16 protein-coding genes are annotated in these 17,224 nt (G+C 35.6%); 6 read left to right on the top strand and 10 right to left on the bottom strand.

Features of this window, described 5'->3' with window-relative positions; translation table 11 throughout:
• Positions 1 to 36: 36 nt before the first annotated feature.
• Positions 37 to 1,749 (bottom strand): acetate--CoA ligase, encoded by a 1,713-nt coding sequence (gene acsA, locus BK577_RS07380; RefSeq protein ID WP_078432322.1) that lies wholly within the window; start codon positions 1,747 to 1,749, stop codon positions 37 to 39.
• A gap of 211 nt (positions 1,750 to 1,960) precedes the next feature.
• Here acsA and BK577_RS07375 point away from each other — a divergent pair, with 211 nt between their 5' ends.
• The 3 genes from BK577_RS07375 to BK577_RS07365 are packed head-to-tail and all read left to right on the top strand — an operon-like array spanning position 1,961 to position 4,440.
• Positions 1,961 to 2,593, top strand: a complete 633-nt coding sequence (locus tag BK577_RS07375; RefSeq protein WP_078432321.1) for a GNAT family N-acetyltransferase — start codon at positions 1,961 to 1,963, stop codon at positions 2,591 to 2,593.
• A gap of 51 nt (positions 2,594 to 2,644) precedes the next feature.
• Positions 2,645 to 3,289, top strand: a complete 645-nt coding sequence (locus tag BK577_RS07370; protein WP_078432320.1) for an acetoin utilization AcuB family protein — start codon at positions 2,645 to 2,647, stop codon at positions 3,287 to 3,289.
• The gene (locus BK577_RS07365; RefSeq protein WP_078432319.1) at positions 3,286 to 4,440 is read left to right on the top strand and encodes an acetoin utilization protein AcuC; all 1,155 of its coding nucleotides are present in this window, start codon (positions 3,286 to 3,288) and stop codon (positions 4,438 to 4,440) included. Before BK577_RS07370 ends, BK577_RS07365 begins: the two co-directional genes overlap by 4 nt.
• A 65-nt stretch (positions 4,441 to 4,505) precedes the next feature.
• Here the strand turns inward: BK577_RS07365 and ccpA are convergent, their stop codons facing one another.
• Positions 4,506 to 5,507 carry a catabolite control protein A gene (gene ccpA, locus BK577_RS07360; RefSeq protein WP_078432318.1) on the bottom strand — a complete coding sequence of 334 codons (1,002 nt, stop codon included), beginning with the start codon at positions 5,505 to 5,507 and terminating at the stop codon, positions 4,506 to 4,508.
• 396 nt (positions 5,508 to 5,903) lie between these two features.
• Positions 5,904 to 6,980 (bottom strand): bifunctional 3-deoxy-7-phosphoheptulonate synthase/chorismate mutase, encoded by a 1,077-nt coding sequence (locus BK577_RS07355; protein WP_078432317.1) that lies wholly within the window; start codon positions 6,978 to 6,980, stop codon positions 5,904 to 5,906.
• A gap of 286 nt (positions 6,981 to 7,266) precedes the next feature.
• On the opposite strand from BK577_RS07355, the gene pilM reads away from it, so the two are divergent.
• A complete protein-coding gene (pilM, locus tag BK577_RS07350) occupies positions 7,267 to 9,411 on the top strand; it encodes a pilus assembly protein PilM (protein WP_078432316.1) in 2,145 nt (714 codons plus the stop codon).
• A gap of 44 nt (positions 9,412 to 9,455) precedes the next feature.
• Here the strand turns inward: pilM and ytxJ are convergent, their stop codons facing one another.
• The 3 genes from ytxJ to BK577_RS07335 all read right to left on the bottom strand — a co-directional run bounded on the left by ytxJ (position 9,456) and on the right by BK577_RS07335 (position 10,806).
• Positions 9,456 to 9,785: a bacillithiol system redox-active protein YtxJ gene (gene ytxJ, locus BK577_RS07345; protein ID WP_078432315.1), complete on the bottom strand. Its 330-nt coding sequence runs from the start codon at positions 9,783 to 9,785 to the stop codon at positions 9,456 to 9,458.
• Positions 9,786 to 9,846: 61 nt separating this feature from the next.
• Positions 9,847 to 10,341, bottom strand: a complete 495-nt coding sequence (locus BK577_RS07340) for a YtxH domain-containing protein (RefSeq protein ID WP_078432314.1) — start codon at positions 10,339 to 10,341, stop codon at positions 9,847 to 9,849.
• A 30-nt stretch (positions 10,342 to 10,371) separates the two neighbouring features.
• The gene (locus BK577_RS07335; protein WP_078432313.1) at positions 10,372 to 10,806 is read right to left on the bottom strand and encodes a DUF948 domain-containing protein; all 435 of its coding nucleotides are present in this window, start codon (positions 10,804 to 10,806) and stop codon (positions 10,372 to 10,374) included.
• Positions 10,807 to 11,334: 528 nt separating this feature from the next.
• On the opposite strand from BK577_RS07335, the gene BK577_RS07330 reads away from it, so the two are divergent.
• Positions 11,335 to 12,450, top strand: a complete 1,116-nt coding sequence (locus BK577_RS07330) for an aminopeptidase (RefSeq protein WP_078432312.1) — start codon at positions 11,335 to 11,337, stop codon at positions 12,448 to 12,450.
• Positions 12,451 to 12,496: 46 nt separating this feature from the next.
• On the opposite strand, the gene BK577_RS07325 is transcribed toward BK577_RS07330, so the two are convergent.
• Together BK577_RS07325 and BK577_RS07320 are read right to left on the bottom strand one after the other, a co-directional pair.
• Positions 12,497 to 13,261 carry an ABC transporter permease gene (locus BK577_RS07325; protein WP_078432311.1) on the bottom strand — a complete coding sequence of 255 codons (765 nt, stop codon included), beginning with the start codon at positions 13,259 to 13,261 and terminating at the stop codon, positions 12,497 to 12,499.
• A 2-nt stretch (positions 13,262 to 13,263) separates the two neighbouring features.
• Complete coding sequence (locus BK577_RS07320) at positions 13,264 to 14,190, bottom strand: ABC transporter ATP-binding protein (protein ID WP_078432310.1); 927 nt, start codon at positions 14,188 to 14,190, stop codon at positions 13,264 to 13,266.
• Positions 14,191 to 14,315: 125 nt separating this feature from the next.
• On the opposite strand from BK577_RS07320, the gene BK577_RS07315 reads away from it, so the two are divergent.
• Positions 14,316 to 15,014: an FHA domain-containing protein gene (locus BK577_RS07315; RefSeq protein ID WP_078432309.1), complete on the top strand. Its 699-nt coding sequence runs from the start codon at positions 14,316 to 14,318 to the stop codon at positions 15,012 to 15,014.
• 56 nt (positions 15,015 to 15,070) lie between these two features.
• Here the strand turns inward: BK577_RS07315 and murC are convergent, their stop codons facing one another.
• Both murC and BK577_RS07305 read right to left on the bottom strand, forming a co-directional pair.
• A complete protein-coding gene (murC, locus tag BK577_RS07310; RefSeq protein ID WP_078432308.1) occupies positions 15,071 to 16,369 on the bottom strand; it encodes a UDP-N-acetylmuramate--L-alanine ligase in 1,299 nt (432 codons plus the stop codon).
• 185 nt (positions 16,370 to 16,554) lie between these two features.
• Positions 16,555 to 17,211, bottom strand: coding sequence for a hypothetical protein (locus BK577_RS07305; protein ID WP_078432307.1), 657 nt, complete (start codon positions 17,209 to 17,211; stop codon positions 16,555 to 16,557).
• Between the last annotated feature and the right edge of the window lie 13 nt (positions 17,212 to 17,224).

Below are 17,224 nucleotides of genomic sequence, written 5' to 3'. Positions count from 1 at the left end.
AAGAGCTGTAATCAGCTCTTTTTTATTTGTTTTAAATTAATCTTCCATCGTTGATAAATCACCGGTTGGTAAATCCAATTCCCATGCTTTTAGGACACGTCTCATGATTTTTCCACTTCGTGTTTTCGGCAATTTGTCACGGAAATCAATTTCACGTGGTGCAGCATGTGCCGCTAAACCTTTCTTTACGAAAGTACGAATTTCTTCCTTCAGTTCATCTGTCGGCTCATAGCCTTCTCGAAGGGCAACAAATGCTTTAATAATTTCTCCTCTTACAGGATCAGGTTTTCCAATTACACCAGCTTCTGCAATAGCAGGATGCTCCACAAGCTTACTCTCAACCTCAAATGGTCCAACACGTTCACCTGAAGTCATGATTACATCATCTATTCTACCTTGGAACCAGAAATAGCCCTCTTCATCCATATAAGCTGAATCACCTGATACATACCAATCACCAGGCATAAAATAGGATTCGTACTTTTCTTGATTATTCCAAATGGTATGCATCATGGACGGCCAACCCTTTTTAATCGCTAAGTTCCCCATTCGATACGGTGGTAATTCATTACCTTGATCATCCACAATGGCTGCTTTTACTCCAGGGATAGGTTTTCCCATTGAACCTGGCTTTATTTCCATCGCAGGATAGTTACAAATAAGTTGTGCCCCTGTTTCTGTCATCCACCAAGTATCATGAATGCGATTATTAAATACCTTTACACCCCAGCGAACAACTTCCGGATTAAGAGGCTCTCCGACACTTAAAACATGTCTTAATGAACTCGTATCAAATTGCTTAACAAGTTCATCTCCTGCACCCATAAGCATTCTAAATGCTGTTGGAGCACTGTACCAAACAGTCACACCAAAGTCTTCGATCGTTTGATACCATGTTTCAGGCTTAAACCTTCCTCCAACGATAACGTTTGTTGCACCTGACAACCAAGGTGCGAAAATACCATATACCGTGCCTGTTACCCAGCCTGGATCAGCTGTACACCAATAAACATCATCTTCTTTTAAATCAAGCACCCATTGTCCTGTTTGATAATGTTGTACCATGGCCTGATGAACATGAAGAACCCCTTTTGGTTTACCGGTTGAGCCTGATGTGTAGTGGAGAAGTAATCCATCGGTTTTATCAACCCATTCAATTTCCAGCTCTTTACTTGCCGTTTTCATTTCATTTAAAAAATCAATATGCGGTGCTTCAACAGAATCACCAACAACTACAACATGTTTTAATGATGGAAGTTCATTTAATGGAATTCTTTCTAGCAACTCAGGAGTCGTTACTATAACTTTAGCATCACTATCTTCTAATCGATCCTTTACTGCGCCTTCCATAAATGCTTCAAACAGAGGCCCCACAATTGCGCCAAGTTTAATTGCTCCTAAGATGACTGAATATAATTCAGGAGTTCTTGGCATAAAGACGAAAAGACGGTCACCTTTTACAACATCTGCCTTGTTTTTCAGGATATTTGCCGCTTTGTTTGATAGCTCTTTTAACTCTTTAAACGTATATTTTTCCTCTCGTTCAGGGTCGCGATAATAAAGCGCCACCTTATTTTTACGAGCAGTTTCTGCATGCTTATCAATAGCCTCATAAGCTGCATTCATACGTCCGGTTTCTGACCAAGTAAAATTCTTTTCTACCTCTGACCAATCGAACGTCTCATAAGTATGATCGTAATCTGCTAAATTATGATTACCCTTCACCACTGGTAACGCTTCCAATTTCATCCCTAATTCCCCCTTATGTAGAATTCAATTTCTATTATATTACAATACTTCATTTTTCTCAATTTTTGAAATTTATATTCTTAACTATCTTGTAAACGCTTAATTTTTTCAATTAATCTAGTATAATAGAAAAAAGATATGATATCTCCCAAAAGATTTACTTTCACAAATTATTGATAATCTTTCACTAAAACTAAAGGGCGGTGACTTAATGAAACACCCTAAGACATATAATGCAAAAGAATTAAAAACATCCATCGGAAGTATTTTAATCGAAGGACCTGTTTCACCTGATAAACTTTCAAGCTACGAATTTCACAATGGTTTAGTTGCTTTTCGTCAACCAGATCAACAGAAAAAGGCTCTAGTTGAAATTGGAGAATTGCCAGAAGGCAGAATCATTATTGCCAGACACCGTGATGTCGTTATCGGCTATGTTACATATCTATATCCCGATCCTCTGGAAAGATGGTCTGAAGGAAATATGGAAGACTTAATTGAGCTTGGGGCGATTGAGGTTGCACCTGAGTTTCGAGGGTTTTCAGTTGGGAAAAATCTACTAAAAGTCTCCATGATGGATGACGCAATGGAAAATTATATTATTATTACAACAGAATATTACTGGCATTGGGACTTAAAGGGTTCTGGTTTAAACGTGTGGGAATATCGAAAAGTGATGGAGAAAATGATGAATGCAGGTGGTTTAGAATGGTATGCAACAGATGAGCCGGAAATAAGTTCCCATCCCGCTAATTGTTTAATGGCTAGAATCGGAAAAAGAATTCCTTCTGACTCTGTTCAGAAATTCGATCAGTTAAGATTTAAAAACCGTTTCATGTATTAACGAATAATCAAAACTATATTGCACGCTCTAAAGGGTAAGGAGGGCAAAAAATTGCTTGTTAAACATATAATGAAAAAAAATATGATAACTCTTCGATCTGAAGACACGATTAGTCTGGCATTAAAGTCAATGAAAGAAAATAAAATACGACATATTCCTATCGTAAACGATCATCATATTCTAGTAGGAATTATTACTGAACGTGATGTTAAAGATGCCAGTCCATCTATTTTTCAATTAGAGTTAAAAGAAAACTTTTTAACAAAACCTATTAAAGATGTAATGTCTACAGATCTCATTACTGGACATCCTCTCGATTTTGTTGAGGAAATTGCAGCAGTCCTCATTGATAATCAAATCGGGTGCCTCCCTATTCTACAAGACCGGAAACTTGTTGGATTGATTACTGAGACAGACTTATTACATACTTTTGTAAAGCTTACAGGTGCAGACCAGCCTGCTTCACACCTTGAAATAAGAGTTCCAAATAAGCCCGGCATGCTAGCAGAAGTTTCGTCCATATTATTAAATCGAAGAGTAAATATTGCGAGTGCACTCGTTTATTCTGACACTGATGACCGATATAAGATTCTTGTTCTTCGTGTCCAAACAATAAATGTAACTCTGATTATTAAGGATATACAATCATCAGGATATCAGGTTATATGGCCTGAATTGCCGGAGAATGCAAAATGACAAACCAAGACACTGTCTTCATTTACTCACCGGATTTTCAACAATATAAATTTTCACATGATCATCCTTTTAATCAGTTGCGGGTAGAGCTTACTTATGACCTATTAAAGAACATGAATGCATTAGATGATTCAAGGATTATCACACCCAGGGTTGCATCAATTGAAGAATTAGCTCTTATCCATGATAAAAAATATATTCAAGCTGTAGAATTAGCCGGACACGGAAAACTAGCAAATGAAGAAGGAAATAATTATGGGATCGGGACAGAGGATACACCTATATTTCCACAAATGCATGAAGCAAGTTCTTTGCTTGTTGGCGCTACCTTAACAGCTGTAGATTATGTCATGGAAGGCAAAGCAACACATGCTGCTAATTTTGGGGGCGGGTTACACCACGGTTTTAGAGGAAAGGCCTCAGGCTTTTGCATTTATAATGATAGTTCTGTTGCTATTCGCTATATACAAGAAAAATACGGGGCAAAAGTCTTATACATTGACACAGATGCACATCATGGTGATGGAGTTCAATGGACATTTTATGATGATCCGAATGTATGTACACTATCAATCCATGAAACAGGGAGATACTTATTCCCGGGAACAGGAAATATTACAGAAAGAGGCGCAGGCAAAGGATATGGCTATACATTCAATATTCCATTAGACGCATTTACTGAAGATGATTCCTGGCTTCATGCCTATCGAACATCAATTGAAGAAGTCGCTGCTTTTTTTAAACCGGATGTTATTTTAACCCAAAACGGTGCAGATGCTCATTTTTACGACCCTTTAACACATTTATCCGCCACAATGGCCATTTATCATGAGATTCCTAAGATTGCTCATAAAATTGCTCATCAATATTGTAATGGTAAGTGGATTGCCGTTGGTGGAGGAGGATATGATATATGGCGTGTTGTACCAAGAGCATGGAGCTTAATTTGGCTTGAAATGAATCAAATAGAAGTACCGGAAAACCTTCCAAAAACATGGATTGATAAATGGCAGAAAAAGGCACCTGTTACCCTGTCCGATCGCTGGTACGATCCAACAGATATGTATAAACCAATACCAAGAAAACCTGAGATTGAAGAGAAAAATGCTTTGACTGTCGAAAAGGCACTACATCCTATTCGACGAAATTGACCAAAATAGCAAAGAAGGGTCTGCCTAAAGTTTAGGACAGCCCTTCTTATCATTTCAGCTATTGATTACTTCGTTGATTGTCTATATTCCAATCGATGAGGTAATTCAACGATGTGATTTTCAACTTCTTCTTTATTCATATATTTTGTCAATAAACGCATAGCTACAGCACCAATATCATATGTTGGCTGAACAACTGTTGTTAGCTGCGGGCGTACCATTGTTGCCAATCTTGTGTTATCAAACCCAACAATTTCGAAATCAGAAGGAATTGAATAGTTTCTGTCCTGTGCCCCGTGAATGACACCTAATGCCATCTCATCGGTACCAACAAAGATAGCTGTTGGCTTCTCTGTTAATTCCTCAATTTTTTCAAAAGCTTCTATACCAGAATCGTATGTGTAGTCTCCTTCTACAACCAATTCTTCATCAAACGGCAGTCCTGCATCCTCAAGAGCACGTTTATATCCTACTGATTTTTTCAGACGGTTAACCGGCTCCTCTGCTGGTCCCTCAACATAAGCGATTCTCTTATGGCCTTTTTCAATAAGCATGGAAATTACATCATAGGCAGCCTGTTCATAGTTAATGTTAACCGATGGTGTAGTATTCGTTAAATCTACAGATGCTGCTAAAACAATCGGTACTGGAGAGCGTTTGAACTGTTCTACAAGCTCTTCTGTTACATTTCCACTCATAAAGACTATTCCATCCACTTGTTTTCCAAGCATTGTATTTAACAAATGTAATTCTTTATCTTTATTTTGATCAGAATTACTCAAGATAATATTGTATTTGTACATTGTGGCAATATCTTCAATTCCACGCGCAAGCTCTGAATAAAAGATACTTGAAATATCAGGAATGATTACCCCAACAGTTGTTGTCTTTTTGCTTGCAAGACCTCTTGCAACTGCATTTGGACGATACCCTAATCTTTCAATTGCATCTAACACTTTTTTTCTTGTTGTTGGTTTAACATTTGGATTACCATTTACTACACGAGAGACAGTTGCCATTGATACATTTGCCTCACGAGCTACATCATATATTGTTACACTTGACATTTAAAACACTCCTTCTGTTACATTAAGAACATTTATTATCTGACTTGGTTTTACCAGTCTCATTTTGTTATGTAGAAAGTTGTTACGTCTTGTCGTAAATCCAATTCTATGTTTCTTATCATACGATACTCTGAAAACGTCCGCAATCTATTTCCATCGATTTTCAGGCTGTTTTCACATATTTGTTCGATTTTCACACTTTTATTCAGTTTTTGAGGTTTTACTTATTATTATTTTGCCTAACTTTTTCATTTTTATGAATAAAAAACAAAAAAAGAGGGTGACTTTATATAATAGGAATTGTTCCTCTAAAAAGAAGAATTGAAATTCCTATCTTAAGTCAACCTCTTTGTTCAAGTACCTTTTTAATTACAATCAAAAATCTTTTCTAAATTCTTATACATTTACTTTAACTAAAGGCTTTAATTCAGTCATGAATTGATCGAATTGGTCGAAGTCCATTTGTTGTGCAGAGTCAGATAGAGCGACAGCCGGGTCCGGGTGTACTTCGGCCATTACACCGTCAGCTCCGATTGCTAGTGCTGCTTTTGCAGTAGGAACTAATAGATCTCTTCGACCTGTTGAATGGGTAACATCAACAAATACCGGTAAGTGTGTTTCTTGTTTTAAAATAGGAACTGCTGAAATATCCAACGTATTTCTAGTTGCACGCTCGTACGTACGGATTCCACGCTCACATAGAATGATTTGATCATTTCCTTGTGCAATGATATATTCTGCTGCGTTTACGAATTCATCAATTGTAGCTGCAAGACCACGTTTTAAAAGAACAGGTTTACGAACAGCACCCGCTGCTTTTAGCAATTCGAAGTTTTGCATGTTACGTGCACCAATTTGAATAATATCAACATAATCTAATGCTAATTCAATATCTGCTGGATTTACAATTTCACTAATAATAGCTAAACCGTATTCGTCTCCAACTTTTCTTAGTATCTTAAGGCCTTCTACTCCTAAGCCTTGGAAGTCATATGGACTGGTACGCGGTTTGAAGGCACCCCCACGCATGATTTTAATCCCTTGTTTAACGGCTTGTTCTGCAACTGCAGCTACCTGCTCATAGCTCTCAACAGCACAAGGACCTATTATAAATGATTGGCTTCCATCCCCAATCCTAACACCATTCACTTCAATAACTGTATCTTCCGGCTTTTTCTTACGTGAAACTAGCAATGCTTTACTATGATCATCTTCTTGAAGCTCTAAACCAGCCTTAAAGATTTCTTTGAAAATATGTTGTAAGGTTGAGTCTAAAAATGGTCCATCGTTATATTCTTTAATACTATTTAGCATTTTTCGCTCGCGAACAGGATCATAACGATTGACACCTTGTGCTTCTTTAGCCTTACCAATCTCTTGAACAACTCTACCTCTCTCGTTAATTAACTTTAAGATTTGTAAGTTAATTTCCTCAGCTCTCGCTCTTAATGCTTCTAATTCTGCATTACTCATCTCTCTCATCCTTTCGCATTTAAAATTGATTAGAAATTCGATTCTCTTACTAGTATGAAAACTAGGGTAAGATTTCTTTATCATTCACTAAAAGTGTGGTACATTTTCTTTAATTAGTTGTAATTATAAACCATATAATTGTGATTGTCATTAAAAACTTTAACATTTAAACGCTTTTAAGCTTTTATGCGATAAAGCGAACAAACACAATGGAATTGTATTATTATTTTATTTGTCGTTTATTTGTAAATGATGATGACCATCTGCTTAAAGAAGGTGTACAAACATGACCCCTAATGACCTAGCATTTGCACTTGATATAGGAACTAGATCTGTGGTCGGCTTAATCTTAAAAGAAGAAAACGATTCTTATCTTATTGTTGATACTGTAGTAAAGGAACACACAAAACGATCTATGTTAGACGGACAAATTCATGATGTTTTGTCTGTCGCAAATGTCATCTCTTCTGTAAAAAAAGAACTTGAAAAAATACACGGACCTCTTCATAAAGTATGTGTTGCTGCAGCAGGTCGTGCATTAAAAACAGAAAGAGCAACTGCTTCTATTGAAATAACCGGCAAACCTATGATCCAAAAAGAAGACATTCTTCATCTGGAACTCATGGCTGTACAAATTGCTCAGCAACAACTTGCTAAAAAACATGAAAATGAGCGTGCCCATCATTATGATTGTGTAGGATATTCTGTTCTACATTATGATCTTGATGGTGAAGAGATTGGTAGTTTAATTGATCAACAAGGTGAGGAAGTATCGGTGGAGATTATCGCCACCTTTCTTCCAAAAGTTGTGGTTGAATCTTTGCTTGCTGCACTTAATCGCGCCGAACTTGAAATGGAAGCATTAACATTAGAACCAATTGCCGCCATTAATGTTTTAATTCCCACGTCAATGAGGAGATTGAATGTTGCTCTTGTTGACATTGGAGCAGGAACATCTGATATAGCTATTACTGATATGGGAACGATCATTTCATATGGAATGGTTCCTATAGCAGGTGATGAAATTACAGAAGCTGTATCAGACGAATTTTTACTTGATTTCCCAAAAGCTGAAGAAGCTAAGCGACAACTGGAATCTGAGAATAAGATAACAGTTACAGATATTTTAGGATTCGAAACTGAACTTTCAAAAGAAGATATTTTGAAAAAAATCTCCCCTGCAATTGATAAGCTTGCTGCATCAATCAGGGATGAGATCATCCGTTTGAATAATGGCGTATCTCCTAAAGCGATTATGCTTGTAGGAGGAGGCAGTCTAACTCCGGAACTTCCAAAAAGGTTGGCAGCATTACTAGAGTTACCTGAAAATCGGGTGGCGATCAGAGGAATTGATGCTATACCTCAGCTTAAGCTAGAAGAGCATGTTCAAAAAGGTCCCGAACTAGTCACTCCGATTGGAATTGCCGTTTCATCCAAACAAAATCCCATTCAATATATAAGTGTAACCGTTAATGAGCGTACTGTTCGGCTATTCCATATGAAATCTTTAACAGTAGCTGATAGTTTATTGTCTTCTGGCGTACAATTAACGAAACTGTATGGAAAACCCGGAATGGCCTTAATGGTAACTGTAAACAATAAAGCGATTACCATACCTGGTGGGCATGGCACAGCACCAATTATAAAGAGAAACGGCATGATCTGTTCCATTAAGGATCCGATTACACATGGTGATACAATTACAGTGGAAAAAGGAAAAGATGGAGAGGATCCTGTTGTTACAGTCAGTTCTATTTTAGATGATATTCCTACAAAATCATTTCATGTGAATGGACAGGACTATAAATTAACAGCTTCTATTTTGCTTAACAACAAGAAAGCTAGCCAAAATGTGCTTTTGTCTGATCGTGACCATTTATTGTGTTCAATACCGGAAACTGTTGAAGAAGGTCTATATTCCATTGGTTTAAAATATGAATTAGACAAGGTAAAACCGTTTTCAATAATGATAGATGATAAAGTCTTACCAGTTCCAGCATGTTCAGGGAAACTCTTTAAAAACGGATTGGAAGCCTCAAGAGATTCAAAACTTGAAGATGGCGATATTCTCGTTCTCAAACCTATGAAAGAGCCATTATTGAAAGAATTTATCTTAGAAGCCAACATCCAACAATCACAAACAATGCCGATTATTTTTAATGGACAATCAATTGTACTAGAAAAAACACTACAAGAATTTTATCGAGATGGAATAAAGCTAACCGATCGTGATGTTCTATATAATGGAGAATTTGTAGAAACGAAAAGAAGAAAGGTAGAACCCTTTATTTTTCAAGACCTTTTTACTGCCGTTGAGATTGACATACCTCATTCAAGCAGCAATCAATTTAAGTTATTAAAAAACAGCAGGGAAGTATCTTTTCAAGAACCCTTGAATCCTGGAGATGAGCTCGAGATTCAATGGATATAAAGAAAAGAGGATTATGCCATAACAAGGCATAATCCTCTTTTCTTTCACCCTACAATTTCCTGTTTTAAAGCATCATATGTAATTTTCCAGTGGGAAGCATTCCAAACAACTTCATTTCCCCGAAAAACTAATGCTTGTGGAGATTCATGTTTTACACCGTATGTTTCCGCAATATAATTGGAGAGATCACGAGCTTCTTGAACATGTAAATGATAGCTGGGATAATCTTTATGAATTTCAGTAAATTCCTGGTATTCATCAAATGCTGCTTGGCTTATAGGACATGTTAAACTATTCTTAACAAATAAAAACTCATCATGTTTTTGTAATAGTCCCTCAAATTGTTCAATTGACTCAATTATCTGGTTACTCATTCTATCACCTCTACACCTAGTCAATTATTCATTTTTATCTAAGTAATATTCATGTTCAATATTAACTATTAGATTTTACCGTAGTTTCAAAACCCTCTTCTTTAGGAGATTCTTCTTGAACATGGCTATTTTTTGTTTCTGCATCAGATTCTGAAGGTGTTTCAGTTTTATCTTGATTCTTTACTTCAGTTGATTCTTCTGTTAATTGTTCTAAAGCATTTGTTATCTCTTTTTCTACAACATCTGATTGTTCACTTGAGTTCGATGAATTTGTTATCGAACGGACTTTGTCCATAATTTGTGAAGACTGTCCTGTTACTACTTGTGTAAGAGAGGATGTTTTATCCTTTGCAACTGCTGCAAATTCTGAACCTTTTTCTAACGCATCATTGGTCATTTTGCCTGTGCGTTCCTTCATTACTGATGCTTGTTGACCTAAATTGCTTCTCATTTCTTTTCCGGATTTAGGAGCCAAAAACAATGCAGTTGCTGCACCAACAAGTCCTCCGATTAGTGAACCGATAATAAAGTCTTTTCCATTGCTATTTTTAGCCATGATTTCAACCTCCTCAAATTATTTGTGCATCTAACCATTCAATTGTTGTTTTTTTTCACTCTTCTGTTTCCATTTTGCCCATATTTCCATCGCAGCATTACTCCATTGAACAACTTGATTAATTTTTTCCTGATTTTGCTCAAGATTTGTTGACGCTGTAGTTGTTACCTTCTTGACTGTTACATTAAGTTGTTGAATGGTATCCCCTACATCTTTTACTGATTCGACAACATTATTCAACTTTTCAGACTTGTGTTGAATATCTTCCGCAAGTGCATTTGTTTTATGTAATAATTCTGTTGTTTCGGTCGTTATTCCTGCCATTTGATTCTCAAGACCTGATAAAGTTCCTGCAACATTTGTGAGCGTAGCTTGTAAAGCTTTTAATGTTTTCGATACATATACCACTAATATTGTAAATGCAATGGCTATTAATGCTACGCTTAAGTATAAAATGATAATCAAATCATACACCTCCCATATTTTCCTTGTTATATTCCATACCCTATCTTTTCTATTATAAACATAAATTTTACATAATAGCTAAAATCTCCTTCTTTTTAGACATTGATTTTAATTGGTTGGTTATTTCTGCATACTTTGTTATATTTTAAGGCAGATAAAAAGTAAAGACAGGTCCGTTCCATTGCGCTCCAGACACTTGCTTTCCACTTTCATCTTAATTAATTAGTGTTCTAAAAAACAACCTTTTGTATTGATGAAACACCAATGTTTCAATAGAATCGGGTACAATATAAAAGGAAGCTTTTTGAACATAATTTTGTTTACTAAAAGTTCTATCAATAAACTGTTTGGTTGATTGAAACGGATATGCGAGACTCCTGTGGGAGCAGCGTGACAGGTGAGACCCGCAGGCGCTGTGCGACGAGGGGGCTCACCGCACGCCCCACGGAAAGCGAGCATCCTGGAGCTGCAATCAACCATGCACAACACTAATTACCAGGCTTGTTTAAGCAGAAAAGGAGGATATATATGAAAGATTCAAGAATTGATACTTTAGCAAAAAACCTTATAAATTATTCGATAAAATTACAAAAAGGTGAAAAGGTTCTGATTGAGAATTTCGGCCTACAAAGAGAGTTGGTTGTTGCTCTTGTTAAAGAAGCCTATAAGGCTGGAGGATATCCATTTGTATCCTTAAAAGATCATCAGGTAGACCGTGCCCTCATGATGGGCGGAATCCAAGAACAATATGAAATGATGGCTGACTTCGAAGCTGAAGTAATGGGTAAAATGGATGCGTACATAGGTTTAAGATCTGGTCATAACATTAATGAATTTGCCGATATCCCAGATGATAAAATGAAGTTGCAAGGTCAAACGATCGGCCAAAAGGTTCATCGGGACATTCGTGTACCTAAAACAAGATGGGTTGTGTTAAGATACCCAACTTCTTCTATGGCTCAATTAGCCAAAATGAGTACTGAACAATTTGAAGACTTCTATTTTAATGTATGTAATCTTGACTACAGCAAAATGGACAAAGCAATGGATGCTTTAGTTGAGCTTATGAATAAAACAGACAAAGTGCGTTTAACTGGAAATGATACAGATTTAACATTTTCAATTAAAGACATTCCGGCAATTAAATGCTCTGGACAAATGAATATTCCGGATGGAGAAGTCTACACAGCGCCTGTTCGTGATTCAGTTAATGGGAAAATTTCATATAATACTCCATCGCCATATAATGGCTTTACATTTGAAAATGTACAACTTACTTTTAAAGATGGAAAAATTGTAGAAGCAACTGCAAACAATACAGAAAGAATCAATAAAATCTTCGATACAGATGAAGGTGCAAGGTATATAGGTGAATTTGCAATAGGAGTGAATCCATTCATCCAGCATCCAATGCAGGATATTTTGTTTGATGAGAAGATTGACGGCAGCTTCCACTTCACCCCTGGTCAAGCTTATGATGATGCTTATAATGAAAATAACTCCAATATCCATTGGGATATGGTTATGATTCAGCGCCCGGAATATGGCGGTGGCGAGATTTATTTTGATGATGTTCTTATACGAAAAGATGGACGTTTTGTCATTCCTGAACTAGAGCCTCTTAATCCTGAAAATTTAAAATAGTATTCTAAAAAAGACGGTAGAGCTGCTTCTACCGTCTTTTTATGTATTAAACATGCACATCTTTCTTTGTAAATAAATAACCAGCAAGTAGAAAGAATGACATCATATGAATCATAATAATGACAATTGAAAAAAGTAAGGTCATTCCCTCAAACATTGGCTCTCCAAAAAAGTAAGGCATTAAATTTGTGTTAGCAAACAATAAATACTTTGCTGCATCAACATGATAATGTTGAAATAGTGTCATAAGTGCACTTGAAGTAAAAACCAAGAAAATAGGCAGTGCAATTGAAATGACACTATTTCTCGTTATAGCTGACAAACCAAAAGCTATTGAGGTGATGATTCCAATTTCTATCAACTGAAATAAGTAACTGCCTAATCCAACAAGTACTCTTTGATCAAGTACAAAAAGTGTATCACCATAAAAGATGAGGCCAATTATGATCGATAAAAATAATTGAAACATTCCAAGTAAAAATACATTGGATTGAACAGTTATATATTTGGAAACTAATATATTTACACGTTTAACAGGTCTGATTAACAAAAATTTAATCGTACCTCTTTCAAACTCACTAGAAACAATCTCCCCCGCTATGATAATACTTATTAATTGAATAACAAGCAGTACATACGAACTCACTTGAACATAATCCCAAAAAGAAAATTCAGTATCCTTAAATAAAAAATGGAAAAAGAGACCCATCAGGATATTTGCAACCATGATCAACCCAAGGAAGATCCACATCCTCATGCGCTTATATAACTTTTGATTTTCATTACGGATAAGCTGGTAAAGGATATTCATGGCTATTCCCCCCTTCCTAACTTCTTTAGAAATATCTGCTCTATTGGGTTATCTATTCTCTCGATGCCCACTACATCAAATCCCCTACCTACTAACAGTTTATTTAATCTTGCCACTTCTTCAAGCTCTACCTCAATTGAGAATCCATTAGATTGAAAAACAATATCTTTTCCTCTATATTCATCTATTAAGTATGTTTTAAGTGAATCTACATTTAATATTCTGAATTGAAAGGTTTGTTTTTCAATTTGATTGTTTTGCCAATCTCTTAATTGTGAACGCTCAATACATCTTCCATCATTCATCACAAGCACGCTGTCACAAATAAGTTCAATTTCAGAAAGAATATGACTTGATATAATGATTGATACGCCTTCTTTGTCTGCGAGTCTTCTCAGGGTATCTCTTAGACTTTTCATTCCTTCAGGATCTAAGCCATTTGTTGGCTCATCTAACAAAAGGATTGAAGGACGGTGGAGTAAAGCCTGTGCCAAGCCTAATCTTTGCCTCATTCCTAATGAATAAGTATGGACCTTGTCATTTATGTACTCGTCCATTCTTAATAACTCTATCATTTCATCTATTCTCTCGTAGGAAAATTGGTCTGTCATTCTAAATAATTGGACAAGGTTCTCATAACCTGAAAGAAAGTCATACATGATCGGGTTTTCGATAATTGCTCCTACATTTGAAATAGCTCTTTCAAAGTCTTTCTGCAGATCAAACTCGTGAATTGTTATAGATCCTTTCGTTGGTTTTAATAGTCCAACAAGCATTTTTAGGATTGTTGTCTTACCAGAACCATTTGGCCCCAATAAACCGAGGATTTCACCATTACACAATTCAAAGCTAACATCATTAATTATCGATGTTTTTCCTATTTTTTTCGATACATTTGATACTTTTAATAGTATATCTTGCTCTTGCATGATAACACCTGCTTCCTAAATTGCTTCTTCCACATTTTTATAGTAAAGATTCAATTGCCGATAGACAATAGTTATAGGATAATAAGTGAATGATAGGAATCTAATAAATAGGAGTAATTAGAAAAATGGACATTTATTCTTATCTTGTTGTTCAACAAGCACCATATTTTGAATCAGGGGATATTATTTCCTTACATAAACCAGAAACAACCTTTGGTAGGAAATCAAGTACTTTGACACCTGATATATCTTTTAATAATATTTTTGTTTCCAGGAAGCATTTCACCATTTTCCTTCAGTCGAACAATATTTATATTAAGGATTTGGCTAGCAAACACGGCACTTACCTTAATGATAAAAAATTAAATCCTTTTAAACCCGTTCAACTCAAAACCAACGATAAAATTTCATTTGCTAAAAATTTAGTTGTTTTATCATTTTCACTTAGAGATTTTGAGCAAACCTCTGAGCTATCAGTCCTAAACATAGACAATCTGGCGAAACCTGAGCCTAAACTTGACTTTCTTAAGCAAACATTGCACATTCAAAACGACACTATTTCCCTAACTGAGAAAGAATTCAAGTTCATAGATATTCTTTTACAAAGAAAAACGTTTATATCGAGAGAAGAAATTATTGAATATGTGTGGCCGGAAAGACAAATAACGGTTAGTAACGAATACTTGGTTGGGAATGAAGAAGTGAATGCACTTATTTATAGGCTTAGAAAAAAATTACCGAGTTCAATTAAAATCAACACGATCAGGGGCAGAGGTTACACACTAACCATGAAAGAGGATAGGATACCCATTGTTAGCAGGTAAAAGAAATTCATGTATATAAAAACAGCTGACATAAATGTCAGCTGTTTTTATATACTTTATGCTAAGACGTTTTCATAAGCTTCTTGATATTTTTGAATATCACCAGCACCCATGAAAACCAATACAGCATGTTCATGTGCTTTAAGAACAGCAGTACCATCTTCTTTAATAAGACTTGAATTTTCAATTTTCTCAAGCAAATTATCAATTGATAACTTTCCAACATTTTCACGTGCAGAACCGAAAATATCACATAAGTAGACGTAGTCTGCTCTTTGCAAGCTATCCGCAAACTCATCTAAAAAGGATTGTGTTCTTGTAAATGTATGCGGCTGGAAAACCGCGACAATATCACGATCAGGATATTTTTGTTTAGCAGCATCAATCGTTGCGTTAATTTCAGTTGGATGATGTGCATAATCATCAATTAAAATTTGGTTTCCAATTCGTTTTTCATTAAAACGTCTTTTTACACCTTCAAACGTTTGAAGTCTTTGTTGAATAATTTCAACATCAATTCCTTCATAGTGACATAGTGCAATAACTGATAATGCATTTAATACACTATGATCTCCGTAAGAGGTAATGTTGAAAGATGCATAGAATGTATTACGAACAAATACATCAAATGCTGTACCCTCAGTTGATTTCACGATATTTCTAGCTTGAAAATCATTATCTTCATTAAATCCATAATAAACAACTGGTACTTTTGCCTGAATTTGCTGCAGCTGCTCGTCATCCCCACATGCGATGATCCCTTTCTTCACCTGAAGAGCCATTTCCTGAAATGCACTGAAAACATCTTCAATGCTTGTAAAATAATCAGGATGATCAAAATCGATATTTGTCATGATCGCATAATCCGGCTGGTAAGATAAGAAATGTCTGCGATATTCACATGCTTCGAAAATAAAATACTTGCTTTCAGGAACTCCACTACCTGTACCATCACCTATTAAAAACGAGGTAGGTTCAGCGCCTTTAATTACATGTGAAAGCAATCCGGTTGTCGATGTTTTTCCATGTACACCCGTTATACCCACACTAATATATTTTTGAAGAAATTCTCCCAAAAAGCGATGGTACCGAATGACTGGTAAGCCTTGTGTTTTTGCTTCAACAATTTCTTCATGTGTATCCGGATACGCATTTCCTGCAATAATCGTTAAACCTTCTCTAATGTTTTCTTTTGAGAAGGGTAAAATTTTAATATTTCGTGCTTCAAGTGCTTTCTGTGTAAATACTTTTTTCTCTATATCAGAGCCCTGAACTTCATAGTTCATATCATGTAAAATCTGTGCAAGGGCACTCATTCCAGTCCCTTTAATTCCAACAAAATGATAAACAGTCATAATTAGAACCTCCAACAAACGTCTATCTGATTGACAGTATATGACGCTTATCTTGATTTGCAACCCGTTGTATAGTAAACGTCTCTTAGAAATACAAACAATTCTTGTTTTTTTTCCTAATATGTAATCAGCCTACAAAATTATATTATACCATTAGCCATCCGTAATGACTATGAAAAATCGAATTACTCTTTTGAACTCAATTTCACCTTCGTACAATTCCAACTATATTTTATGGAATATTTCTTTAAAAATGTACGCCAACTATCAGTACTTTTTTCGAAGTGTTTATGTAATTCATCCATCATCATATTATCATGTTGAATAAACATATCACTTATTAAAAATAAATCATCAAATACAGGAATTGAGCGTAAAAAGACCCATTCATTATCCTGTAAGTCAGGAATTCCTTCATCCAGCTTTATTGTACAGACTTCATTCGTTAGTAATTTCTTTGCATGTATATGTGGTTTATCATATTTTATTACTTTAAATGGTTCAAGTACACTAGCCATAAATAAAGCATGTACGACAGAATCCAGTGGGTGCTTCATACGGTTCCCGTATTTAATATAAGTTTGATAGTTGGTCAAGCCTTTTATCGTTAAATAATCAAACGTAAACCAGTCTTTAAATAATAACTCTTGAGATAAAGTTAAAACCGCTGATTTCTCATTCCAAAGCTTTTTGGTTAAAATATGTTTTGCTTTTACTTTCTCCCTTATGTTTACATGGCGGTCAACATGTGTCTGGACCGCCTTTAAATGGTCACATATAAAAGTTGTGAGTTGATTTTCTTTTTCTTCACGAAGAGCTTGTAGATAAACAATATTATCCATACAAAAAACCTTA

Source organism: Metabacillus halosaccharovorans (genome assembly GCF_002019635.1).
Classification (GTDB): Bacteria; Bacillota; Bacilli; order Bacillales; family Bacillaceae; genus Metabacillus; species Metabacillus halosaccharovorans.
Note: the sequence above shows the minus strand (reverse complement) of the source record. Positions and strands in the feature narration are given on the sequence as shown.